This is a genomic window from Tychonema sp. LEGE 07196, assembly GCF_963890365.1.
In the GTDB taxonomy this organism is placed as follows: Bacteria; Cyanobacteriota; Cyanobacteriia; order Cyanobacteriales; family Microcoleaceae; genus Microcoleus.
The window spans coordinates 95054-121215 of the sequence record NZ_CAWPRX010000213.1 but is presented as its reverse complement, the minus strand read 5'-3'; the positions used below and the strand labels follow the sequence as shown (position 1 = coordinate 121215).

Annotated in this window: 18 protein-coding genes; 9 read left to right on the top strand and 9 right to left on the bottom strand. The window is 44.2% G+C overall.

From position 1 onward, the window contains the following. Window positions 1-12 precede the first annotated feature (12 nt). The 9 genes from AACV78_RS27235 to AACV78_RS27195 form a co-directional block, all read right to left on the bottom strand. Window positions 13-2136 carry a DEAD/DEAH box helicase gene (locus AACV78_RS27235; RefSeq protein WP_194008282.1) on the bottom strand — a complete coding sequence of 708 codons (2124 nt, stop codon included), beginning with the start codon at window positions 2134-2136 and terminating at the stop codon, window positions 13-15. Between the two features lie 2 nt (window positions 2137-2138). After that, entirely contained in the window at window positions 2139-3458 is a 1320-nt protein-coding gene (gene brxD, locus AACV78_RS27230; protein ID WP_194008283.1) for a BREX system ATP-binding protein BrxD, read from the bottom strand. Window positions 3459-3475: 17 nt separating this feature from the next. Beyond that, window positions 3476-6340, bottom strand: a complete 2865-nt coding sequence (pglZ, locus tag AACV78_RS27225) for a BREX-6 system phosphatase PglZ (RefSeq protein ID WP_194008284.1) — start codon at window positions 6338-6340, stop codon at window positions 3476-3478. Next, window positions 6337-10356 (bottom strand): BREX-6 system adenine-specific DNA-methyltransferase PglX, encoded by a 4020-nt coding sequence (pglX, locus tag AACV78_RS27220; protein WP_194008285.1) that lies wholly within the window; start codon window positions 10354-10356, stop codon window positions 6337-6339. The genes pglZ and pglX overlap by 4 nt, the downstream gene beginning before the upstream one ends. 26 nt (window positions 10357-10382) lie before the next feature. Then, the gene (gene brxC, locus AACV78_RS27215) at window positions 10383-14009 is read right to left on the bottom strand and encodes a BREX system P-loop protein BrxC (protein WP_194008286.1); all 3627 of its coding nucleotides are present in this window, start codon (window positions 14007-14009) and stop codon (window positions 10383-10385) included. A gap of 43 nt (window positions 14010-14052) precedes the next feature. Continuing rightward, window positions 14053-14691 carry a BREX protein BrxB domain-containing protein gene (locus tag AACV78_RS27210; protein WP_194008287.1) on the bottom strand — a complete coding sequence of 213 codons (639 nt, stop codon included), beginning with the start codon at window positions 14689-14691 and terminating at the stop codon, window positions 14053-14055. After that, on the bottom strand, window positions 14688-15515 hold the full coding sequence (locus AACV78_RS27205; RefSeq protein ID WP_194008288.1) for a BrxA family protein: 828 nt from the start codon (window positions 15513-15515) through the stop codon (window positions 14688-14690). The genes AACV78_RS27210 and AACV78_RS27205 overlap by 4 nt, the downstream gene beginning before the upstream one ends. 5 nt (window positions 15516-15520) lie before the next feature. Further along, entirely contained in the window at window positions 15521-16111 is a 591-nt protein-coding gene (gene brxE / locus AACV78_RS27200) for a BREX-6 system BrxE protein (protein WP_194008289.1), read from the bottom strand. Between the two features lie 1152 nt (window positions 16112-17263). After that, window positions 17264-18214: a tyrosine-type recombinase/integrase gene (locus tag AACV78_RS27195; RefSeq protein WP_194008290.1), complete on the bottom strand. Its 951-nt coding sequence runs from the start codon at window positions 18212-18214 to the stop codon at window positions 17264-17266. A 208-nt stretch (window positions 18215-18422) separates the two neighbouring features. Between AACV78_RS27195 and AACV78_RS27190 the strand changes: the two genes are divergently transcribed. The 9 genes from AACV78_RS27190 (at window position 18423) to AACV78_RS27150 (ending at window position 26025) form a co-directional block, all read left to right on the top strand. Further along, window positions 18423-19397: a GIY-YIG nuclease family protein gene (locus AACV78_RS27190; protein WP_194008291.1), complete on the top strand. Its 975-nt coding sequence runs from the start codon at window positions 18423-18425 to the stop codon at window positions 19395-19397. Window positions 19398-20037: 640 nt separating this feature from the next. Next, window positions 20038-20454: a DUF3024 domain-containing protein gene (locus AACV78_RS27185; protein ID WP_172189454.1), complete on the top strand. Its 417-nt coding sequence runs from the start codon at window positions 20038-20040 to the stop codon at window positions 20452-20454. Window positions 20455-20466: 12 nt separating this feature from the next. Beyond that, window positions 20467-20682: a hypothetical protein gene (locus AACV78_RS27180; RefSeq protein ID WP_194008292.1), complete on the top strand. Its 216-nt coding sequence runs from the start codon at window positions 20467-20469 to the stop codon at window positions 20680-20682. 254 nt (window positions 20683-20936) lie between these two features. Next, window positions 20937-21152 carry a hypothetical protein gene (locus tag AACV78_RS27175; protein ID WP_015179779.1) on the top strand — a complete coding sequence of 72 codons (216 nt, stop codon included), beginning with the start codon at window positions 20937-20939 and terminating at the stop codon, window positions 21150-21152. Then, window positions 21118-22035, top strand: a complete 918-nt coding sequence (locus tag AACV78_RS27170; RefSeq protein ID WP_194008293.1) for a YopA family protein — start codon at window positions 21118-21120, stop codon at window positions 22033-22035. The genes AACV78_RS27175 and AACV78_RS27170 overlap by 35 nt, the downstream gene beginning before the upstream one ends. A 328-nt stretch (window positions 22036-22363) precedes the next feature. Continuing rightward, complete coding sequence (locus tag AACV78_RS27165) at window positions 22364-23698, top strand: serine/threonine protein kinase (RefSeq protein WP_194008294.1); 1335 nt, start codon at window positions 22364-22366, stop codon at window positions 23696-23698. Between the two features lie 176 nt (window positions 23699-23874). Continuing rightward, window positions 23875-24729: a hypothetical protein gene (locus AACV78_RS27160; protein WP_194008295.1), complete on the top strand. Its 855-nt coding sequence runs from the start codon at window positions 23875-23877 to the stop codon at window positions 24727-24729. A 453-nt stretch (window positions 24730-25182) separates the two neighbouring features. Then, window positions 25183-25389 carry a hypothetical protein gene (locus AACV78_RS27155; RefSeq protein WP_194008296.1) on the top strand — a complete coding sequence of 69 codons (207 nt, stop codon included), beginning with the start codon at window positions 25183-25185 and terminating at the stop codon, window positions 25387-25389. A 153-nt stretch (window positions 25390-25542) separates the two neighbouring features. Beyond that, window positions 25543-26025, top strand: coding sequence for an Hsp20/alpha crystallin family protein (locus AACV78_RS27150; protein ID WP_194008297.1), 483 nt, complete (start codon window positions 25543-25545; stop codon window positions 26023-26025). Window positions 26026-26162 lie beyond the last annotated feature (137 nt).

The window sequence follows — 26162 nt, the reverse complement described above, 5'->3', positions numbered from 1 at the left end:
GTTAATTTTTGTTCACTCACAGAAGAAAGAAAATAATTGTAAAAATTGGAGGACTCCTACTAAATCTAGTAAGTAATTACTAATCATTTCTATAGAATAGATATCTGGTAAAGCTTGCTGGAATTTACTCAAACGATATTCTGGTAATTGAGACAGAATAAAGCGTTGAGTGGAGGGAGTTGTCCAAAAAGTTGGATCACTTATCTGAGCAATTGCTAAACTTAAAGTACCAGAGCTAAGGCTATCACCTTCTATCTTGATCTTAAAGTTGTCCGAGACAATCTTCCAGTCATGGTGGAATTGAAGACCATACTTGAGGGTGTAGTTAATTTGTCCCCCAGCAAAAGTCCACCAAAGAATCCGGCCACCTTCTGTTTGGATGCTAATTTGAGAATTGGCTAGAAAAGGTTTAAGCTCAGTTCGGTATTCGTCCAGTGCTGCTTGTGTTGTGGCATCAATATAGGATATATTGTTTTCTGCGCGAAGAATTCTACCAATTTCCTGACAAAGTTCAAAGCCTAAAAGTTGAGGAACAAAACCGCCCCAGCTTGGTTTTTTTCCACGAGGAGCGGGAACGACTCGTATTGTCCGTTCTTGATGGTTAATGTGCATAACCGTCCAAGCCCTCCCGCTGAGAAGGAAAGAACTAATTTCTGCTACTAGCTTATCCACGAATGCTTGTTCTATAGTACCAATTGTGTAGCCTGCTGACGTTTGTACTTTGTAGAGAAGCGGGCTGCTGAAGACGGCATAAAGTTCCAGGAAATTCCTACGGCCAAATACGCGCTCGGCTTTATCTCCCATTGATAGTAGCCCTCCAGCATGAAACAGAAAATCCTCCTGGATCATGTGTTTTATGAGAATTTCAAATTCTGAATGACTAATGCCTGAAAAATCAGTTACAACTGATAACTGCTCCCAGCAACGTTCGGGGCTAATGGCACCAAACTGAAGGGTTAAGGCAAGTAACTGATGCACCAATACGGGCCATGCTCGCGTTTGAGTGGGGATAGGTTCTATCCAACCTTTTCTTGCTAGTTCGATAATAGCGATCGCGTGCAGCACCGTCTCCACATTTTCACAGAAAAAGGTTGTATTAGCTCGCTGACCTTCCCGCCGTCCGGTGCGCCCTAAACGCTGTAGAAATGATGAGACAGTAGAAGGGGCATTAGCTTGAAATACAAGGTCGAGGTCGCCTATATCAATGCCCAACTCTAGGGTAGAAGTACAGATAATGCTGGCATTGGTGTCTCTGTTGAAGCGTTCTTCCGCTTCGGTTCGTTCTTCTAGGGAAACAGAACTGTGGTGAACAAATACCTCTGTACCCCGATTTAGCATCCGTTCAGCAATATCCTCAGCTAATGCTCGACTCTCACAAAAAAACAAGCTTTTTTTGCCGGCTGCGATTTGGCTGGCATTTTGGGCGATCGCTCCCAATGTATCTCGTAAATAAACGTGCAGATCCTTTTTAGAAGGAATTTTGGGAGGGTCTACGACACTGCTGGGGCGTTTTGAGGTTCCTTGAAGCCAGTACAGAATATCAGCAGGGTTGCCTACAGTAGCACTTAATCCAATGCGTTGCACATCATTGGTGGTGTAACGTACTATTCGCTCGATTACAGACATTAGGTGAGCACCTCGGTCTGTCCCGGCTAAGGCATGAACTTCATCAATCACTATAGCTCGTAAGTCCTTAAAAAGTTTCGCTTCAGGAACTTTGGCAGATAAAAGCATTACTTCCAAAGATTCAGGAGTAGTCATCAAAACTGCGGCTGGTTCTTTGATAAAAGCGCGTTTATCAGAATCTTTGATATCTCCATGCCAAAGGAAGCGTCGCAACCCAACCATTTCGGTATAACGCCCTAACCGTTCTGCCTGATTATTTAGTAATGCTTTGATGGGCGCAATATAAATTAAACCAACTCCCTCTGGTTCCTGTTCCATTAACTTAGCTAGTAAGGGAAAGATACAAGCTTCCGTTTTACCGCCAGCAGTGGGAGCCAAAATAATAGCATTTTTACCATCTAACAGTGCGTGTCCTGCTAATTCCTGAACAGGGCGCAAAGAAGACCAGCCTAAACGAGCGACAATTGCTTCTTGCAGACGGGGAGGGAAACGAGCGAAGGTAGAGGTCATAATTAAAATTCTATGGCTGCGTAGCCCTTAGCATCGGCGGGGTCTTCATCAAAGTAGGCATGACCTTGGTTAATTCTCTGCTCATCTTCATTCAAATCTTTGATTTCAAAACCCTCAGCAGTCATGGGGTTGAAATCTTCATTTTCAGCCACTAAATCCAGGACGTTGACGAACTGACGTAAGAATTGACGGGGAACAACACCGACATCTCCTTTGAAACCAGCAGTGACTTTGGCAACTAATCGTTCGATAAAGTCTGAAGTAATTTTATTAATCAGGCTGTTTCGATTAGCAGTGGGATAGATTTCTCGCAACTTGAGTGCGACTTCTTTGAGACGATTAGCATCAAATGGTTTTAGCTCTAGTTGGGGCTGACGAGGGTTGGCAAAGCCACCAGAGATAAGAAATTGGATGCGCTCGCTCAAAGGTTCTAGCCCAGCGACTCCCCGTTTAGTATCGAAAAACTCTGGTGTCCCAGTGAATATCCAAAGTAACCCTTTATAGCGATCGGCTGCATCACAAATTTGGCGAATTCCATTCAAAGATTTGCCTCTACTATCATGGCGCATTCGCAAGACTGTTTCGACTTCATCAATGACAATAACTAATCCTTTGTAGCCTGAAGCTTTGACGATTTCTAATACACCATGTAGGTAGTCTAGGGCATCTCGGCTACCAATATCACCTTTAATGCCGGCAACTTTCTTAGCGCTAGCTGCTACATTTTCGCTACCAGAAAGCCACGAAAGTAGGGCGCTGGCTTCGGCAATTTCACCTTTTTGTTTAAGGCTAAAAATGGTGCGGAGAACTCGTGCCATGTCTTCAGGTGCTTTTCCACCTGTTAGAGAGGCGAGTTCTTCTTCCATACGTTGCTGTACCTGGTCATCAAATTCATCACTGTTTTCGTTAGCACCGCCGGCAATGAGGGCATCTTCTACACGGGCTATCCAGCGATCGATGATATCACTTAAAGCACTTCTGGCGCAGGAGCTAGTGCCTAACTCTTGCACGACTTTGCGGTAAACATCATCGAATTTGTAAAACTGCAAGTCGTTATCAGACACAACTACAAAGCTAGTTGCAAATCCTTGTACTTGGGCATCGAGAATGGCGAGACGGGACATAAAGGTTTTCCCGCAGCCGTAGCCGCCACGTAGGAACTTAAAAACTCCTTCCCTATCTGCTGCTAACTGGAGTTGGCGATGAATTTCTGTGCGTTGTTTGTCAATGCCAACTGCAAAAATTTCTAAGCCTCGTTCGGGAACAACGCCAGAACGTAAACGCTCGAAAATATGCTCAATATCTCGTTCACTGATTGCCATAGTTATTGCCTTCTATTTTAACTTTGTTTGACATAGCGTTTGCCGTTACTGGTTGTTTCAATTATGACGGAGAAAGGAACTTTTTTAAGGTGTTCTTCAAATTCTACGGAGAAGCGCCGTACCTGTCTGGCTGAACCAAGCATTTGAGTTAGCTCTATTTCTGTAATTGAGCTGTGTTGCTGGAGGTGAAGAAATACGTTCCGAATTGCCTCATCTTCAAAACTATCCTGCCAGTTTGTGTCCCGACTTGACCCAGTAACACGAGGAGAAGCGTTTTGGAGAGAACCGGATACATTGAAATAAGTTTGAGGGATGAGCGGGTCTACATCTTCAATATTATCTGGATGGAAAACTTCAATCAGATCGCGCTCATCTCGCTGTCCTTTCAAGTCAAATAATACCTCAATCCAATCTCCACCAACCGGAATTTCAATTTGTTGATTTTTTACCTCGGCTCCGGGTGCATCTTTAATTATTATTTGAATATCCGGTCGTTCGGGTACGCGCAAGGCAAGGTTAATGGTTTTAGCAGTCACAAAACTGAGAACGCCTTGGGCTACGGGCGCTGGTTTTATCCGCACTTGAATGCGACTATGACCCATGATTTCTCGTTCGGGTTTGGCTTCAATTAGGTACTTAACCATCGCTAGATTAGATTGATAGCGATGGGATACTGTTAAGACAGGAATAACTCGCTCTTGCAGGCTATTTCCACCATGTACAAAAGTCGCACCGGGGTTGCCAGTGGCAAATATTGCTGTGTCTTTACGAAATAATAAGTAATTGTTTTGACCTTCGTATTGAAGAGCATTTAGAGGAACGACGACCATCCCTTCTTCTAGGCGGGCATCTGCGGCTAAAATGTAGCGGCGATTGGGATCTTTTTTACTACCGTAGGGCTTTTCTTGGGTGGTTTGGTCTTGTAAAAGGAATCCGTGATCGGCAGTAAAAACAAATTCATTTATGCCAATACTTTTGAGTAGATTCCAAGCTGATTTAATTTGTTGCAGCCAAGTTTCAAAGGTGGCTAAACCGACATTTGCTTCGCCTGCATCGTCAATTTCTTTACTGTGAACAACAATCAGATTGGCATCGGAGTAACTTTTTTTTAAGCTGGTGGTGGAACGATCGCAAATTTCTGCTAAACTTACGCCCCGCACTTTCCGCCGACCTGCACTAACATTATCAATGCTTTTATCGCTCATTGCCCGGACTCTTTCGTCGGGTTTCCGCACGGTGTATTCGCCTGTTTTAAATCCTTTAAACCCTTCTCCATTTGCTAGGGATAATTTGCCGAATTGATGAACAGGAGCGAGAAGGTTCATACCAACGGCGGTGATAGTTGGCAGTTCGGCATAACGTCCTTTTAGATTAACAGTAATGCCACTGTCTTCAAATTCTGCTATTAGTTCGGTTGCCATTTCATAGCGGAAAGCATCAATTAAGAAATAAGCGACTTTTTTGTTAGTTTTGGTTAGGGGGTGAACAACTTGATCGTACAAGGTACGCTGTTGTAAGTCATCGTCGGGTAAAAAGCTTTCTCTAGTGCAAATATTAGCAAAGTCTTGAGCTAAAGTATCTGCCCAATTTCGATATTCAGAACGTAGTTTATCAGCCGCTTCTAGAAGTTGAGCGAAATGTGGTAAAGTAGGTTCTAAAAGTTTTAATCGTTGTTGTTCTAAATGGCGATGAGCTTTGTCTACTGCATAGGCAGATTGGGTGTAAATTTCTAGGGCTTCTCTAAGAGTATAAATGTCTTTGAGCGATCGCCCATTTTTGTCAATCTCACACCCCAAGGTTGCAGCATCTCGGATTAACGACCATTCTAAACGGCGGGTGCGATCGCGTTCTAGCCAAAATGAGGGGGTTTCCGTGCGAGAGTCTGACCACTGCATCGCTTTTTGCCATTCTCCGGTCAGAAGTGATCGCACGGCACTTTCTAAAATGATACTTTCTTCGCGGTGGAATGTATCAATTTTTCCTAAATCTTCCGGGCGGATAGCATTAAGTTCAGGTTCTAAATGGGATTCGACAATGGTAGCTTTTATCGCATAAATTTCCGGGTGGCGTTGTCTTAGGTAATTAATTAATTGTTCGCAAGCTTTTCGTAGGGGGTTAGATAATCGAGTCAGAGGCTTGAGTGTATCTAAATAAGGAGAACGCTTAAGGTCGTTGACATATTCAACACACATTAACCAAGCTGCAAAAGCATCTCCTAAATCTATAAAAGATAAAAGTTTATTGCCCTGAAAAAATTGCAAAAATGCTTGATCTAATCCTGTGTGACGATAGAGATGTTGGGCGAGGGTATCAAGGGCGCTTGAATCAGAAATTTTTGATTGTAAAACTTTTTCTTCGCCTAAAAGACCGTCTAAAATCCATTCTAGGCTAAGGCTGTTTAGGTAGGCGGCAATTCCGCCTTGAGGTTGGGCTAGGTGGCTTTCTAACCAGACTTCAGCAGAGTTTAGGTCAGAAATGCCATTTTTCAGATAAGCGTCAATTTCGGCAGGGGTGACGCGCCCGGTAGCGGCTTCGCGGATGAGGGTATCGAGAGCTTTGCGGAAGCGATAACCTGCGTGATAAAGTTCTAGGATTGGGGTTTTACGGACAGTTTCTTCGGTGTGACCGGGGAGATGAATGAGTAATGGTTCGGGGTCGAGTCCGTTTCCATAAGGTTCAAGGGCGAGTAGCATTTCTAGGTAGCTACCGCGAAAGGCGACGACGGGGGCAAAAAATTCCCCGCGAGAATAACGGGCAATTAAATCATCAACGTAGGTATTATAGTAACCGTCTTTATCTAGCCAAACAACAATTCCTTGTTGACGTAATTCCCCTTTTACTTGTTCTTCTAAAACACTGGTAATAAAATTTAGTTCTTTCATTCTTCTTCCTCCCCTGAATTATCAATTTGGTCTAAAAGAGGCGTATCATTATCATCTTCTTCTTTTTTCCGTTTGCGTTCTCGGCGTTTTTCTTCTTTTTCGATTAAGTCATTAACTAATTCTGGGTTTTCTTCCTCAAAGGTTTGGCGATATTCATCAGAGTTTTGTTCATCAATGGTGAAGTCGGAGGAAATTTCATCTTTTAAGCGCAATTCCCATTCGTAGGCTTTGGCGGGATGGTATTTCCAAAAAACACCGTGGGCGACGGCGAGGGAGGGGTCTTTTTGACATTTTTCATCGACTCGGCTGGGGAAGTAACGGGCGGCTAAATGTGCCCAGTCGTAATCTTTTTTGCCTTGGGCGTTGCAGAGTTCTGACCACCATTTTTTGGGTTGCGTCCATTGGGGTTCTAGAAGTGACCAAAGGGCAGCGCTATTAATCATTACACCATCATCTAAATCCATTTTGAAACGGGCATCGACTTCGCGGGCGGTGTCTTTGGGGTTGGCGGGGGGTGCGCCTTGTTCGGCAGTTTGTCTTACGAGGTCAATAAATGTTTTTAGTTCGGTGTGGAGTTGTTGAATTTTGCTGTAGCGTTCTTCGGCTTTGGTTTGGTTTTTTTTATCGCCTTGATGTCGGGCATCAATTAAGTCGCTGAGTTCGCCTTCGAGGTGGTTTAATTCGGGGATGAGGTATTCTGCTAAGAGGTCTTGCAAGGTGTTATTTTGCCAGCGATGAATGCTGATGAAAGCGACAAAGTTTTTCTTGGTGGATGAGAGGGGAAAGTAGATGGGGCGGTTTGCGTACATTTCCAGGTGAACCTCTTTAAAAAAGTTGAGTCTCAGCCATTCTCGCAAGGTTTTGCTTTTGGCAATGGTTGCGCCGTGTTGTTGCCAAGTTTCGCGGATAATTTGGCTGGCTGGATGTTGTAAATTGTCGCGTTCTGAGTAGGCAGAAAGATATAAAATCCCATGCGGAAGCCTATTTTCTTGCACCTTCCCTCCTTCCTTACCTTCTGCCCTCTGCCCTCTGCCCTCTGTCTTTTCAAACCGCCCTAATGCTACTCCAATGGAATAGGATACAAAATTAGTGGCGGCGGGTTGTTCGTAGATGGGTTGATAGTCGGGTAAGGGGGTTCCGGGTTCTCTATCTACTGCTTTTTGCGCCCATTCTTGGGCGTAGTTCCAAGCTGAAGGAGCGGGTTGTTTAAATTCTACTGAGGTTTCGCGGGCTTTTTCGTGTTCGGTGAAGGCGTTTTCTAGTTCGTTAAATATTTCTTCTGCTGACTCGATGGGAAATAAAGGAAGGCGTTTTATATCTCCGACTTGAAAATTAACTGTTGGGTTAAGAGAGGAAAGAATTTTACTGGAAATCTTGCTATTTAGAAGACAACAAAGTAATTCTTCATTCCCTATGGGAAAAACCGATGATCCTGAAACATCAAAAATACTTCTAAATCTATGTAATCTTGCTGAAAAATAAGATCCAATAGTAGAATAAGCAATAGCTATTCTAAAAAACATTTGAGCATCTTTAATTTGTAGTGCAGGGTGCTTAATACGATAAAAATCTTGACAAACTCCTAATTTCAACCCGGCTCTATCCCATTCTATTACATCAGAAATTGAATCAAACCAAGCTCTACCCTTTGCCCCTTTTACATATGGGACCCATTTTACGGATTCTAGTTCAGGCTGAATACGAATTTTACCTTTTGCGCGAACAAGCCATAAGTCTTGCCTCTGCACTTCCCAAATATTACGTAGAAATCTGGTATTATTAGTCGTGGCTACTCCTTGCCACATTTCTACACATTCTCTGAGTTTTATTGTTCCAGCATAGCGTTGTAAAAAATCATCATCCCACCAGTAAATGAGGGGTTTTTCTTTGATGGCGTTGAAGCGATCTCTCTCAAATTCAAACCGCCCTACTTGCGCCAAAACTGCTGCCCGTTTGCGCTTTGTTCGTTGTCTATCATAAGAATTATCATCTAACGGAGTTGGTTGCATCGCTATACTAATATTTCCGCTAGGTGGGACTTTTTGAAATACACTCATAACTGCTGCCAATACTTCATTTGGCACTTCGTCAAACGCACCTCGATCCACATCTCCCAAAATTCTTAAATCGAAATTATCAATTAAATACTCACGGATTTTAGTAAACTGTTGAATAAACATCCAATTTCGCATCGTCAGCATGGCCGAAATACCGCCAACTTTAACTAATTGCAAACCCCGTTCTAAAAATGCTGCATATAAATCTGCTTTCCCCATCGGATAATGCTTAGTGATATAAGCAGCATCTACCATTTTGCTAGTTCCTTGATAAGGCGGATTACCAATTACCAAATCATAATAATTTTCCTGAATCATCCGAATAAACCGAATTCCCGCCGCCAATTGTTCTCCTCGCAACCGCAAACCCAAATCATCCCCATTGGTGCAACGTGACAAAAATTTCTCTAACTTTTCTAATAGAGAATCTTTCATTTTCTGGCTGCGACTAGCTAAGTCATTCGCTTCATCTTCAGCATAAACGGAGTAAAATAAACTACCTTGAATCGGCTTAACTAAACTCTGCTCATAGTTTAATATTGCTTCATCAACCGCTGTATCAACTTTCAGCAAACTCCCCAAATAATCCGCCCCTTTCAAAGATTGAACAATTTGATTTGTTAATTTTTCAGGAATTCCTGTAGTTTCTGTTACCTCTCGCCGTAATTCCACTAATGCCGGATCGTTTTCCGGTAAAGAACCTAACTGAAGATTTGATGCAACTAAATTTAAAAATCGCGGACTCGCTTTAGGACAAATCAAACGCGCTTTCAAAATTAACGCTGCTGCCGCAATTTGCACTGCGTTTGGGTCAATATCGATACCATAAAGATTATTCTCTAAAATCGATTCTACAATTGAAACATCGTTCCAACTTTCCCCTCGGTGTCGCGCTTCCTCTCGATACAGCGCAAACAACAACCCAAAAGCAATTACTAAAAAATGCCCCGAACCACAAGCGGGATCTAAAATTTTAATCTCTCGCACACTATCTGGCGCATACTCAACAGCATCATCCGTCAAAGGTTGCGGTACCCAATACTTCCAAAGTTCCTCACTTTCCGACTCAATTGGCATTAGCGCATCTAAACTTACCTCCCCTTTCTCGCGCTTTTCCCGCCATTCCTTGCGCCGAGTTTCCAAACGTTGTAACGTACCATCTGCTTCTACTTCCGCTATCCAACGGTGCTTTTGGCACATTGCCAGCCACATTTGCCCCAAACTATTATGTAGCAGCCATTCCACCATATAACGCTCTGTAAACATCTGGGTTTTGCTAGCAATTTCGTGAGGTTCCACCTTTCCCCCACCATTCAATTTAGCATCCAGTGCTTCTCGTTCCGGGTCATTCCAATATTGGTAAACCCAACCCAGCGTAGTATCATCTAACCAAGCATCCTGTAATTCTGGTTGATTCAACGCTTCAATAACTGCCCGTAACGTACTCGCTGGAATTGGAAATAGTGCCGTTACTCCCACATCACCAAATAACCCCGGCAACTCCAACGATAATTCATCATATAAAAGTTGCAGTAACGTCCCATATCCCTCAGTTTCATCCTTCAATAATTCCGGCGCAAAATCTCTAAATTCCCGATACCCAGAACTTTGCCAACCCCCCGTTATTACGGCTGGTTTAATAAGTCCATGCGCTTCCATTTGTTTAATCACAATCAGACGGTTTAAAAATGTCGCTGCTGCCAATTTTTCTGCCGTTTTTAGATAACGTTGGCGTACCTCATCTTTTTTCGCCTTAGTTTCGCTGCGAGACTGTTCATCTAACCACTGTTCCAAACGCTGACGTTTCATGTGTAGTTCTTCTGAAAGTCCCGCTGTCTTTAAAGGGATAGACAGCCGATACGCACTATCGATAGCATTATGAAAGTCGATAAGCAATCGTTCTCTCAAAATGCGAATGGTATTGGACAATTTAGATTTAGCTTGAGGAGTAAGGTACATAAGTAAGACAGAAAAGATTAAGGTGTTTAGATAATGCGAATGCGAGTGTTTGGTTTAAGCTGCGCTAAGAGGCGTTCTTTAATTTGATTTGCTAAAGCTTCTATTTCCTCTGGCGTACTTACTTCACGTCCACTCAGGTTAAGTTGTAGCTGAATTACCTGTTCATCTGTCACCTGAGATAAGGTATTATCCAAATAAGTGTTTGCCTCTTGTTCAGCAGTTTGCAATCGTAAAATTGCTGAATCTCGTAACTCTAATAAAGAGGGATAAAGCGAGTCTTGAGTTGTATCAGGAACGGCTTTGTGGATTGGACGCAGTACATAATCGCCTTGCTTTTCATTTAATTTAATAAACCCTTGGCGCTGTTTTATGCGACTGCGAATCGTTTCCGCTTGTTTGTCTTGCTGTTCAATTAAACTCAAACGCACCGCCTTATAGTGCTCTTCAATCGTTTCTAAATGCGGTTTCAAACTGTTAATATCTCGCCAAGGTCGCTCGCAATTTAGGTGATCTATCAAAGCATCAATTGCTGGCTTAACTTCTGCAATGCGGTCAATCTGCTGGAGTTGCGCCACTTGGTTATCCCGAATTTTAGCTGTTTTAGCTACAGCTTCAATACCAGAATCGGATAAATCTGTCAAGGAAATTCCTAATTCTTGAATGCCATCTCGTAGGGCATCCAAATTTTTCTTAACAGTGATAACTGTATCTTCTACTTGACGCGATCGCATTGATTTCTCCAGCGCCTCCCGTAACTTTACCAAAGCTGGGGGCAAATCTGGACGGTTTGGCAAACGATTGTAACGTCTCTCTAACTCTTGCAAGCGCTTGACCTGATTGGGAAACTGCTGGAAGACTGCATCTGCGATCGCATCATTTTCGCGATCGAGGTCAATACCAAGGGAATCCTTGAAAAACTTACAAATGGCAATTCTGTCACGCGGAGTAATTTCCGTTTGATTCGGTGGTAATAAATCAGCGCGTTTGATATCCCGGTCTTTGGTAAACATATCCTTAGCACCCGGATCGCGCACCGAGGTGATTTCTGGGCCGCTTTCCGGGCGAATTCGCACCTTATTAGCCCGTAACAACCCTGCTAAACACGCTTTAACCACATCTGCCGGATAACCGTAGGGTGGCCCCCCAAAATGCGCGAGTAGGGCGTTGCCAGGAATGCCATTTTGGTCTTGAATATATCGAGCAAGACGCGAGGGAACTTCTCCGCTACAGGTGGGAATATATTTACCTGCATCCAGTTCTAAAATACCCAATTCCGACCCCATAAACTTTTGAGATGGCCCAGATAAATTCGGTTCAAGAAGTTGGGTTAATTCCCCAGGTGTAATCGCTATATCAACATAACGGTTGTAAAGTTCTGGTAAAATACTTCCTCCCACCCGTTCTAGAACTGTAGTAAATGCTGTACCAAATTGTTGCTTATCGATCTGCCGCCCTCTAAAATAGAGTTCACCATCTAAAAAAGCTTGGGCGATCGTAGTTTGTACCTTTTTTTCTAAATTATCCCGCCGGGTGATTTCGTCAGACAATAATCGCTGTTTTTCTCCCGAAAGAGAGTGTCGGCGCGATTCGTACTTATTGACGATATGACGAGAACGTTCTAAATCTCGCGCTTGGGCGGCAACCAAATCGCTTAATTTACCGATCACCCAAATAATGCGATCGCGCAAATTAGCACTATCACTGTTTTGTATCCAAGTGCTAGAATTACGGTCTTCTTGATTAGTATAAAAATAGCGAAAATCAACAATTAAGACAGCAGGATCGTTCAATCCTTGCAGGCGTTCATCTTGCCGTTGGCGACCATCACTATAAAAAGCAAACCAAGGAAAAGCCTTATTTTTATAGCGAGGACGTTCCACACTACCGAGCAAAGTTTTCAGCTTCTCTGCCACAATTTGACTTAGAGCATCGGAGATAACACTGTAAGCATCCCGTTCTCGCTGCCATTCTTGTCCAGCAGAACTTTGAATCTTGTAGCCGAGTTTATCAGAATAAGAAAGCAGTCCTAAATTCCGCAATTTTTCTAATGATTGTGTAATACTTGGCTCTTGATTACCCTGACCTAATTCAGAATAAAGACACTGACTAACTAATGTCGCTGTGGTTGGTTGCTGTTCCTGAATTAACTCCAAAAGTGATATAGTTTTTGCCACTTTTATGGTCAGAGGATTGTTAATAACTTCTTCATGGTTAAATAACCGAGTTAAGGTATTTTGCATATCAGCATCTAGGGCAGATTGCTGCACTTCATAAATACTATTTAGCGTCACTAAAGCACCAAGCTGTCGTTCTCCTAACTTCTGCTCTCGAAACAATTCACCTAACAGTTGTAACAATCCGCGAATTGCATGATCGTCTCCTCTAGCACGAGTAGAACGAGTGCGGAGATTAGTCGTAATTTGCATCAGCAAATCAACGTATCCGGGAAGCATGGGATAGACTTCAAGAAAATCATCTTCAGTGATAGAATCGCATTTATAGCCGTATAATTTTAGGTCACTGCGGTGGTGTTGGAAGAGCGCTCGCAGCTCGGCTTCCTTTGAGACAGCTTTTTTCAATAACCGTTTGTGAACCACATCGCGAATATTAGTGGGTGCTAAATGAACCCGTAATTTCGGCGGAAAACGGTCTTTTAATTTACCAATACTGCTCTGATCTTCACTATCCTCAAGTTTTTGTTGTCCAGTTGCTAGTAACCAAACTCGCCCTTTTAATTTCTGTCCCAAATCTGAAACAAAGGATTGTAATTTCAGCATTCGGTTGTTATTCTGGTGGATATATTGGCTCACTTCATCCACCACGATAAAAACGGTTTTACCGGGGGCACGGCGATCGAGCATATTAATAATATCTTGAGTTGTTTCTGCAACTGATGTACCACTGCCTGTCTGAGAACCTGCACGACTATCAAACCAACTCATTGGGTCAATATAACGAGTAGGATTCATGGCACACATAATTTCAGAAAAAGCTTCCTCTGCCAATTGGTCATTTTTTGCTGCTGACCAAGTTTTATTAAGTGTTGTTTCAGCACAAGTCAAGAAATCATCCCACTTACCATCTAACTCTAGTTTTAGTTCATGGTCTGCTACATAATGACTAATAGTGCAATAATCCAAACGAACTTGTATCTGACGCTTCACGGCTGAATGAATATGTTCATCATCCCGTGCTATTGCACCGATATCAAAAACTACTGCAATGGGGCTAATCTGACTGCATATCTTGTACCATAAGTCCCTAAATTCCTGAGAATTCGGTGAGTCATCCCGTTCCAAAAGCGCATCAGCTAACTTACGCTTATCAGGTAAGACCATACCATCTAAGGCAAGCCCTAAAAGCTTAGCAAAACTCGATTTACCAGAACCATAAAAACCCGAAATCCAAGATGCTGGAAGCTCCGAACCCTTGTTTTTCTCTAATTCTTCTGCTAGTGCTTTGAGTAACTTAACAAACTGTTCGTGAATTCCTGATTGCACCCGGCGATGACGCGGGTCATTTTCTGGATACCCGCCAGTAATGATATATTCGGAAACTTCTTCTAAAACTTTAGTGGGATCTTGCTCATGAAAATAAACAACAGGAGCAATATCACGGGTAATGTCAGCAGCAAAAATATCTTTAATTAGCATAACAACATTATTGTTTCTCTAGTGATTACGACAGTAGTATTAATCAGGAGTAGATCCGAGGTCGATAGTCCCGGTCAGCAGGGAGTTCTCCCATAAAAGACAAAGCATTCAAATCTTTGCGGTCGCCGGGATAGAGCAGAACTACTGGCAAATTGCGTGTTTTACCATCAATGTGTTTAAGAAGGGCTGACGAGCGAAAAAATGGGTATAAAGCTCCAGCTCGTCCTAAAAAAATTAAGGTACGATCGTTGTTTCCCAGATAATTATTGGCAAATTCATCAATCACTGCAATTACATCCTTAGCGACTCCTTCAGACCCCTCAACATAGAGAGCAATTTTATCTTTTAAATGGTTAAGAGCCCGCTCTGGCGATTTAGGATAAAGACGATGTTCAGTGCCAATCATGCTATCTAAAACTCGTTGCTCTTCTTTCTTAATTCGATTTAAAAATAGATGTTGAAGAGAAATTGCTAATACATTCCATCCTTGACTTTTTAGGTCATCAGTTAACCAGCGAATGCGGGCGCGAAGTTTAAACTCATCACGAGGGGTATATTGCAAGATCGCAAATTGGTAATTCCGCATCGTGCTAATTTTGGGGCTATCTTTATCCAATAAATCATTGCGTAGTGCCTGTATAGCACTTTCTAAGGACGAACTTTCAAATAACAACCCTGTCATACTTCTTCCTCCCACTTCAAGCCTAAGATTTGAATCGCCCAGGATTTGAGGTCAGCGTAATGCCATCCAAACTCGTAAAGGTCGCCCATCCGATTAAAGGTAAGTCCTGGTAAGCGGCGCAACCGCTGTTCCAGAAAGTTCTCACTTAAACCCACTGATGTGAAATAAGGATTATTTAAAAGTGACCCTTCAAAAGACAGATGACGCAAAAAGTAGAGCCAGTAAGCCAGTGCTTCATCAGTTACCTTGGGATACTGGAGGCTGCGCGTACCGACGTTTTTCGAGCAAAGCCCTGCATCTGCCACAGTAGCAATTAAACCCGTTGCCATTCGTAAAGTTGTTGCTGCTGACCAATCACTTTCCAGCTTTTGAGTAACCCAACGGGCTACTATATCCCGGTCGATACTTGGATTGGATTGAAGACGACGCTGTTCTAAGAAGACACCTGTAAAAGTACGATACATGGGATCTGTTAGCTGCATATACCAGTGGCAGATATTTTGGCGAGTCGTTGGATCGGAGGGACACCAGTGACCAAGAACCTGTAGTGCGATCGGATAGGCATCGAAGCGATGGCTCAATTCGACCAGTAAACTGCGAACTCTTGCCATGCTTTTGCTACCAAACCAGCGTTCTTCAAAGGCCACCACTGCTCTTTTTTCCTTGGGAATATTTATTCTTGAATGTTCCCAATAAATTCGACTTTCTTCCAAAGCCAAGGATGTACGCAGTAAACGGGTATGGAATTGCTCAACTTCTTTACCGTGTGATATGAAGTTGGCAGATACTTTGTTAAGAACTTGATGTTTAGTTATCCCAGCCATTGATTTTAGTTTTCCTCTAAACGGTAGAATGGCATGGGATAGCTGTCGTCTTGGGGTAGGGGTAAAAGCGCAGATGCTAACTTCTTAGCACGCTCGTCGAGTGCTTTTAGCATTTCCCCTAAAACTTCCCGTCCGCTGGGTACAACCTTAAATTCCACCTTTTGATTGGGAATCTCAATAGCTATTTTAAATTCAGCTTGAGAAAAAGGCTTATATATATCCACCGGAATTTGTTTTAAAGTGTCTCGTGGTTGTTCTCTACTGCGCTTATGAAAAGCCAGTCGCTCTGCTAATTGCTCATCCACAGAGAATCCCCAGAAAAATAATGTACAAACATGATCTGGTCTAGCCATTTCAGAGCGCTTGCGTCGGTCTAACGCGATCGCTGCCTGCCTTACTGTTTCTAAAGATGCCCATGAGTGGGTTTTAGGAAGCAGTCGCCGGAATAGGTCGCCACCACCGTATTCATCAATTAAGTCAGTACGCCACCAGTCAAGGCGTTTGGGATCACAAGCTCCTTCACCAGCCCAGGCGACGACTATCTGGAGGGCAAGAATACTGTCAAGTGTGTCTTGGGTGATTCTCTCGGTAGGCATTAGTCTTGACGAACAATGGATGTTGGTTTAGTGGGTGTACTGCGTGTGATCGCTCACTATGGTTGAGCTTAACCTGGTTTGTAGCTTGATTGCTTACTGCCACTAGCCTAAACTCTACAGCATATTCACTATAAATATGGTGCACTAATTTAGTAGAGCGGGGCAAAAAAATGAAACTTTTTTCCAACGAGCTTCATAAAACAATAGTTAAAATTTAAACAAGAGGATACATCACTTAAAAAACTAGCCCAATTTTTATATCTAAGTAAAGGGGTTCTCAAAATATAAAAAAAAAACAAAAAGCGGGTTATGTTCCCCCGCATCGGCAAGGCAAAAAGTTAAAGCTGTGTTAATTAGCGCACCAATTTATTAAGCTAAATAGTAGAAAAATATCTTAATTGCACCATAAATGAGAGTATTGTTAACATTGGATTTTTTAGCCAGAAGCAATGTGTCAGCCATAGTAGAATATTTTTTGAACTAAGAAAACTTGTATCTAACGCCCGAAAAAAAACAATACTCAGTAGCCAGTCGGCCACTGAAAGTTTGCAACTTTTGGGGTGTGAGTATTGAGAAAAAGCGAAAAATATCGACCCAAACAACCTCTTTTCTTTGCTAAAGTAAGCGTTTTACTGGGTTGACACTCAGACACACACGCTCAAAATATGGTAGTAGAGTCTACGATTTAGAACCTTTGTAGTTTATAAACCTGGAATAGGGTAGCGATCGCCCTCTCGTCAAACACTACGATATGCTTAGCCCCTAAAGTGTCGGAAAAACCTACACACCGCGTTTTTTCACACCACTCGCCTGTACCTCCTTTCCCTCATCGCCACAGACAGCCAATAATGCTTGGGCTGCTGCGCCTGCATTTATTCGGATGCCGGTGCAGCGATCGCGCTGTATGACGGTCAGCGAAGGAACGGGCTAATTTTGTTCAGTCCCGTCTTGAACCAAGTGACCGATGCTGTATATTCTACGGCCGCCCTCCGTGAGCTGGACTACCGCATTAAGAAATCCCCCCGACCGATGCAGTAATGCAGTAAGTATTCCAGCCTCTCAGACGTAGACCTTATCGCGCTTGAGAGGAAAATAGAAGGCACGGCCTAGCATTGCTCAAGAAAATCTGCAATGAACTCTCCACCCTCAGCATCAAAACCCCAAATGCTGCACAGCCCGTCGCTTCGTTTCTTCGCCGCGGCGATCGTACTTAGCTGTCGTTACCGGCGATGCGTGCCCAGCCAATTTCTGCACTGTCACGATATCGACTCCAGCATCGAGGAGGTCTGAGCAAAACGTCCGCCTGAAATCGTGGGGAGAGAAAGAATCCACTCCAGCGAGTTGAGCCCGTCGCTGCAAAATCTTTAAGACACCATCCTCCGTCATCCGCCGAAATTGAATTTCTCCTCCCTTACGGATGGGAAAAAGCAACGGGCCCGGTTCCTCTCCTCTCAAATTGAGCCACTTTTCTACCAAGGCCATCGCTGCCTCTGGGAGATAGACCATCCTGTTTTTCTTCCCCTTCCCGAATCGAATTTCCAATGCTCCAGTGGAGCGGTTGAAATCGTCCAAATTAAGGCTGACTGCTTCAGCGCGGCGGATGCCTCCCCCCCGCAAGATAGCAATCAAGGCTGCATCTCGAACATCAACGGTACTCTCGCCAGAGCAACTTTGCACCAGCGCTGCAATTTCATGTGGGGATAACGCTCGCCCCCTTGGTTTTCCCGATTGCTTGACGCTTCTCACGTCTACCGCCTTGCTGTAATCCAGAGGGTCGATCAAATCTAACCGCAAAGCTTCCTTAAGCACCCGCCGAAGGGCGCACAGCATTTGATTCACCGAAGCTGGCGCGTACTGTTTCTCCAGAGCCGAGCGCAGCGCTGCCGTGTGCCTGTAGCGCAATGCTGCCCAATTCAAAGTCATCGCGCCGCACTCCCCATTAGTGAGCAGCTTCGCCATGATGTCAAGTCCTGCCGCCATCGTTGCCTTCGAGCGATCGCTTCCCAAACTGTCTAGGTACACCTCCGCAGGATGCAATGCCAGTGGCACCGGTGCGTGCAACTTCAAGGTTTCCGGCTGTTGCTCTCCAAGTAAGTTGAGCATTTACTCTTTCAAAGTGTGATTATAAATACTAATTTAGACTAAGAAAGACTTGTCTTTATCCAAAATTAACCTCTCAAAAGAGTCGCCCTCAGCAGCACCTTGAGGTTGGTTCTCCCCGCCTGGCAGAGGCTATTAACAAGCAATATTGTTACAATTCTTCATCTAGCGGGTGCATCTTCAAACCTGCATTGAGGAGAATTGAAGGGCGATGTGGCTTAAATTTGGTGTTGCTCGCAGTGGCGAACTGACGAGCATTGATGAAGTTGTGCGCGGAAAAACTCAGCTAACTTGTCTCTACTGTGGAGGCTCCCTCACAGCAAAAAAGGGTTCGGTGAAAGAACATCACTTCGCGCACACCGAGGAAACTTGCAAGCCCGTGTCACAGCGGATTAAAACCAAAGCTTTCCCATCGCTGCCTCTCTACAATAATTTCACCATCGAGCTGTATGGTGAGGAATTAGAACAGTTGAAGGTGCTGTGGAAAGAGTACGGCGCACAAAATTACGCCATTTCCAAAGACTTGGTAAACTTTCGGTGGGAACTCAAAGGATTGGTGGAGTCGTCGGGCGATCGCACTTATCACTTTACCGACCTCGGCAAAATCCCCGTCGGCGCGCTTCCCCTGGCGCTGTTCAACAAAGTCCAAGAACCTTTGCTGCTGTCGGAGCTGGCTTCATTGGAAAGCTCTGTAGAGATTGCTTTATCTGCGGGGTTATCTTGTTTGGATGAACGGCGGGCTGATTTGCTGATTTATCGAGCGCAGCTTCGTCGGATTCTGGTGAACTCGCTCTATTTTCTTGAGGTAAAAGCAAACGGTCAAACGTTTTACAAAATTGGCATTACAATTCGATCGATCGAGGAACGCATCGCGGAAGTGCAGCGGGATGTCAGAGCGCATTACTCGGATGTGACCGTCAGCTTGCTGGGACTGTGGGAACACCGGGGGAATGTGGAGCTTTACTTCAAACATCGGTATCAACCCTTTAACTACCGGATTGGGAAACTGACGGAGTATTTTGCGTTTCCCAATGTCAAGCTTATTCTGACTGATTTGTATGAGATGGAACCCAAAGTGCTGAGCGAGATTGAGGTGGATGTACTCAATTGCGAGCAATCAGATTCCGCTCGCTGCCAATCAGTCAACCTAGGCGAACGCACGAGCGAAAGCAAACCCGTCCCGTAATTGAGTTAAAGGATTGTTCGAGCTGCTTGTCCCACCAAATCAACAAAATCAGTCTTTGTTCGCTCGAAGCGATCAACACTCTCAAACCGTTATTTTTGCGTTGTGTTTAAGGCGAGCGGGGCATAATGTAGGGTTAGACCCCTCGCTATACCCCGATCGCTTTGAAGAAGATTTAGAGCCAAAAAAAGAGAGTGGATTGCAACGCGGAGCCCAGCACCAAATCCATAGCTAGGCAGAACAAGAGGCGCAGTGTGACACGCTCGTAGTTGTGGTATCTGGGTTAGAAAGTGTTTAATCACCGCATTGGGCAACGGGCGTTCGTATTTTGTGTTTCCTAACGTCAAGGTTGTGCTACGGGATTTGTATGGGATGGAGCCAAAAGTTTTGAGTAAGGCAGTTTCGCGGGGAAAATTAAGTATTATCAATACGAGAGCGTGCTTGCTACAAATCATCCGCACCGCACCCAATCAAGGCATAGATTGCGCCGTTTGACAAAAGCGGCTCGCATTACTTGGAGGCTCGCGCCGCCTTGATAAGTAGCCCAACAAAGGTTGTTGCAAGCAGCCACTACCTTCACAGTAGGTCGAACGATCGATTTTGTCGTTTCAATTCTACCTAGATAATCAGGAAAACAAATTCAATGGCAAAAAAAGCAAAAAAGCTCTGGCTTTCTTCTTCTGGCAAACAGTCTAAACCTACAGTGCCTGATACTGAGAAACAATTAATCGAACAAAAATGTAATGAGTTAATTCAAACAGAATTTAAGCCCAAATATATCGACTCTCCACCCACAGACCATGATTTCAACTATCGAACGGATATCTTTGGCAAGTGGTATCGCAACTATTTTTACTTCTGCTCAACTTATAATTGTCCGAGTCCGAGGGCGATTTCCCCGTCTTTTGAGTCTCGCTCCGCCCGCCTAGAATATGTTGGGCCAGATTGTTTTAATGTGGCCTACATGAGACATACGGGGCAATGGTGGGAAATTTTGCATGGTTTGTCTTTAGAAGAATGTTTATCGGAAATTAGAAACAATCCCCTGTTACATCCTTAATCGTTGCTCTAATTGGCAATCGTTCTTTTAATTATCGAATTGGCTCTCCTGACGGAGTATTTTGCATTTCCCGATGTCAAGGCCCTGCTGCAAGATTTGTATGGGATGAAACCCAAAGTGCTGAGTGATGTTGAGTTAGATGCGATTGTGTGGGCGAGCGTAAAAAGTAGCAGTTCCTTTGTCATCACCGATCGATCCGATGCCCGCGCTCTGGTTGCCAACACCTGATCGATTGGGATTAGTGCAGTGCCGCAAACTTTAGATGGGGTACTGGCGTTTCGATTCCAATAACCAAGCCTCTACCGGGCGTTTCTTAGCCTTTCTTTACCTCATGTCCTCGGAAAATCAGTATCTCGGCTACGGCATCTGAGAGAGGTGGATGCGTGTGGGTTTGCCTCTAAGTGCAGAATTGCGTTAAGTGCGAAACTCAGCAGTGTAGTATAAACTGTATTATACTAAGACAAAACTCCGAAGATTTTTATATGAATGCTGCTAATTCGGTTCCGAGCAATCATCTTCCTAAACCCACACTTTATTTAGGTCAGCATCCCAATCAGCCCATACAACTGTACCGAGGCTTCGCTGAGTTGATTAAAGGCGAACAGGTCATTGAAGGTCAAGCAACTACAATCTTTGGGTGGTTCCCGTCTCCGTGCGTTAAGTTTGAGTTCACTCATTTCACGCCCGGCGCGAATTGATTGGGATGACGTTACTCTGAAACTGACAGAGATTGGCATCACCGTGAAAGTTCGCATTTCACAGACAACAAGTTGGGGAAACCATAGGTCTATAATATCAGGCTATCCCTGCGAAGCAATTGTTAAAGGCAAGGGTCACGAATTAACCTCCTTAGTATTTCACTTGCCTAACTTCCCGTTTTTCGACATTTTCAACACATGGGTAATGAATGAAGAAGGAGAAGAAGAAAAGCTGGAAGGTTGGTGGGAATGGGTATTTGACGGGCAGTTTGTCTTTCAGACTGGAGATTGGCGGATAGTATTAGCAACTCTTCCCGAAAATTGGGATATCCACGAGTTGCTTCAATCTCAAGGCGGCTATAGCCTAACCCATATCTGCAAACTGGAGCGGTTAGATCGAACCCCCTTCTCAATCGACGATGCCCGTGACCTGTTAGAAGCCTTTTCTTATTACCTTTCATTTGCTAGAGGACTGTGGTTGGCTCCCATGCTGATTGCTGGTTTTGATGCCGAAGGGACGCAGGTCTTTGAGGAATGGTCAGCTTGCCGTGCCGACTCTTGGCAAAACACTTATGCGTGGTTTTCTCCAGATTCAACCGACCTAGTGGAAACCTTTCCCGGTTTTATGCACCGATGGCAGGATAAAAACTGGCGGGAGTTGGTACAAGAGTCTATTCATTGGTATGTGGAGAGTAAAAAGCAAGCAGGAGGAGTAAATGGTGCGATTGTTTTACAGCAGGCAGCATTAGAACGGCTGGCATGGGTCTTGCTCGTAGAAGATAAACGCAGCCGAGCGTCAAAATGGCTTTCAAAAACTCCCAGCCGCCGATCAAGTGAGACTTTTGCTGTCATCTTTGGGGATAGATTTAAAACTACCCACTGACTTAATTAATTTGACTCAGTTAGCGAATCAGCAAAATTGGGTTGATGGTCCACAGGCGATCACTGAAATACGGAACGCAATCGTTCATCCTAATCCGAAAAACCGTCATAAAGGAGGTGGAGCTTCAGAAGAAATCCGAACAGAGGCCTGGAGTCTCGGTCTGGGATACCTAGAGTTAGCTCTGCTCAAGTTATTTGATTACCCGTATGTTTAGCTTTCTTGCGCTTGATGCTAACTGACTTAAGATAAGGAGCCAGTGACAAATAATTTACGTAGAGGGTGAGAGCGCTTCTAGAGCAACCAAAGTTTAAGAAGAAGGAGAAAGACTATGAGTAAACAGAAAAACAAACCTTGGGATGAAAAATGGGAAATAGTCAAACCGATTGGTGGCGGCGGACAAGGGGATACTTTTCTTGTCAAACCTAAAGAGTCTGCAATTTTGTCTCGGAGTTTTGTATTAAAAATACTCAAAAATCAGAAAGATCCTGAAAGGCGCAAGAGAATGCACAGAGAGGTTGCTGCGTTGAGTACCCTCGATTGCCCCGGCATCCCGCGCTTGATTGAATCGAATTCCGACCAATTTGCTACCGACGTTCCGCTTTACATGGTTGCTGAGTTTATTGAAGGAAAAACGCTGTCAGAAATCCTAGACCCCGCTCAACCTATGGCGATCGCGGATGCTATCAATCTTGTTCTGAAACTTTTAGAAACCCTACAATACTGTCACAATCTTGGGATTGTACACCGAGATATCAAGCCGGACAACATTATCATCCGCTGCAACGACATCAGCGCTCCAGTTCTTATAGATTTTGGCATATCATTTAACGAATGTGATACTGACAATACTACTTTGACCCCCGCTTGGCAGCAACTGGGAAACCGATTTTTAGCACTTCCCGAACTTCAAGTAAACAGCAGCATGCAGCGCGACCCCAGAGCAGATATTACGCAATGCTGCGGAATTTTGTTTTTTGCGATCGCTGGGTCGCCTCCTGTTACTTTGCTCGACTGCGAAGGAAGAAAGCCCCATCAAAGACCGGAAAGTCAAAAAGCTTTGGCGAAACACCCTGACGATTTACTGGCTAAAGTGAATGGAATTTTTGACCGAGCTTTTGGAACTCAAATCGACTACCGTTGGCAATCTATACCCGAGCTACAAAAAGCCTTGATAGATTGCGTTTCTGCAACTGAGAACGCTCGCAATGCCGAACAATATATTGCTCGCATCCAAAATAAAGTATCAACTTCCTCTGATTATGCCCGACGCCAATCTTTTAAAGAACTTGCTCAACAGCTCGTTAAGGAGCTTTATAACGTAAGTCGAACTGTTGCAGGCGAACTTGGCGAAGGCTTTGGTACAATTCACGATGCAGATGCAATAAACTTAAAACGTCGCGGTATTGCTCGGGTTACAATAGACTGGGTTAAACTAAGGTTCTCGCAAAGTCACGGCATTACCAACGAATTTTTACCCAATAATTTTAGTCCTAATTTTACAGGATATGCAACAGGAAACGAACTCGTTTTGTTAGCAGATGTAAATGGAGAGAAAGTTGAACTATTAAGAACTCCTTTAAACTGCGAGCCAGATTTGACTGCTTTGGGCGAACGTCTCAGACTTTTCTATCTTGAAGGAGTGAGAAAATTAATAGGAGCTTGAGCTGTAGCGCCATTCGAGATCGCCGCCAATTCCAGTTTGAGACAAACCCAACCAAACCTCCAACCCGCCCCATCATGCCCAAACTTCCCGAATGCGATGGCTGTCTCCTCGCTCGGGGAGCAATCCCCCCCCTAGTCTGTACCGTCCGAAGTCCTCCACTTTATCCCGAATTACCAATGAATCGAAAAACCCCTGAAATAGATGAGCAAATTGCCCAACTTATAGCTAGCTTGCCCAGCTCACGCCTCCTACAGCAAGCTAAGACACCAGCTCAGATAGAGGAATGGCACAAAGCAAGACAAACCCAGATTCTTTTGGCTGAGTGCTGGAAATCTAAGTGGCTTGTTAAGGACTATTACCCAGTTGAGGAAGCTGTAAAACGGCAAGAGATTTCTCAACTAAAAGCTGAGTTAATGTACTGCTCCCTTAATGAGTACAAAGCTCGGTGGGAGCTTTGCCAAGTTGCTGAAAAATATGTCAAAAGACGCCACGCACTTCTCCAAATCTGGACGGGTTATGTGGAGCATTTTCCCAAGCCATTAGCCCATTTTTGGTACAAATTTTTTCACCAAGCTAGCCTGAGACAATATCCATTTCAATCAGCCTATGATTTATTTGCGGAAACTTTAAAAGAAGATGCGGACAGTTCTTTCTCTGTATGTCTGGAACCCTACTATGAGGTTCCGATGAAAAAGTGGAGGCAACTAGGTAAACAGTACACTCAACTTCTGGATCGAGCCGAGTTGGATGGCACTTACCCAGAACTTAAGGAGGTAGAAAAGCAGAGATTAAAAACAAACTTAGTTTGGCACAAAGTTGGTTTTTCTTGGATTGGGATGGTTCTGTGGACGTGCCAAATTGAGGCAGGAAATGACCCATTGCTGAGCAAGCAATTGGTTGCCTACAACAAATCGTCGTGGGAAGCACTGAGTTTAGGAGTGTCAGCTAGCCGCAATTTGCACGGCTGGGCATGGCACAAAGGGGAATTGCTTTGCACGGATAAGGCAGGCGGCATTTACCGCAAAGCTTAATAAAACTTCAAATCTGGATCGCATTGCCTCTGACGCTTGGGCAGAGCACCTATGCTGGATTGCAACATATTCAGAAAAAGGAGTCTTTTTTCTCATGTTCGACCGTCAAACCGCTATGGTTGTGTCACTTGGACTTGGTGTTTTCATTGGTATAGCCAAGTTTCGGCGAGATCCAGTAATGCTTTCAGGGGGCTTAGCTGCTTCCGGTATCTATTACTTTCTGTTGTTCCATAACACCTTACTAGCCTTTCTCAAGCAGGTGACATTGGGTCGTTAGACAATGAAGGTGTCTTGGCTGTGAATGAATTACTGCTTGGGAGGATTTGTTAGCTAGCTGTGGGTAACACCCCGCTTGTGGAGGCGTTAATGTGGGACTCCCACTCCCGCAGCTAGCTATATCAAAACTTTGTTTTTAAGACTGGGATTATCCGATCGCACTCATACAGCGATGCTATGGGAAAGCAGCTCACGCCCGCTGTGTACGTCCTTACCCTGCTACATCACCCGCACCGCGTTTTTGGTACGGTTAACACGGCCGATCCTTCCCCCGACGCTTACACCGTGCAGAGTTCGCTCGGCAAGCTCATCACGTGGTTGCCAGAGCATTTTCGGTTTCTAGGAATAGCTTTGTACGGTTTTCTTCACTGCGAATTACTCTGATTCTTCCGCGTTCATTCTGGCAAATACGACTAACACAGTGGGGTTTTCCTGACTGTTGCTCCTACTTAGAAAACGGCATCATAATAACTGTAAGCAATGAGCTTCAACCCAAACAAACTCATAAAGCATTACCAATCTTTGAGGTGACACATTATGTTGATGCGCTCTTGGCAACCCTTCACGGAAATTGAAACCATCCGTCAGCAACTCGATAAAGTTTTTGACCAACTGGTAACAACGAGAGATAACTCAGAAGCCGCTTGGATGCCCGCTCTAGAATTGGCTGATGCTGGGGACAACTTCGTATTAAAAGCGCAACTGCCTGGAATTGACCCCAAAGACATTGACGTTCAAGTCACCCGCGAAGCAATTTCTATCTCTGGCGAACGCCGCTACGAAAACACAGACGAGAAATCTGGCTACGTGCGCTCTGAATTCCGCTATGGCAAATTCCACCGGGTGCTTCCCTTGCCCGCACACATTCAAAACGACTCTGTGCAAGCTGAATGCAAAGATGGCATTCTAACGCTAACTCTGCCCAAAGTGACTGAAGCTCGCAATAAAGTCGTCAAGATTAACTTAGCCGAAATTGCTGGAGCTTCAACAAATCCCGCTTTGGAACAGGCTAACCAATAACGATCTGCTGTGCTTAATCGAGTGAGGCAAATTTTCCTTTCATTGAGCCTGATTGGATTTACTTAACAACAACGGAACTGGAAAAGTTGATACCGGGAGCTATATTTGCTCTCGGTATTCTTTATGTAGGAAAGCCA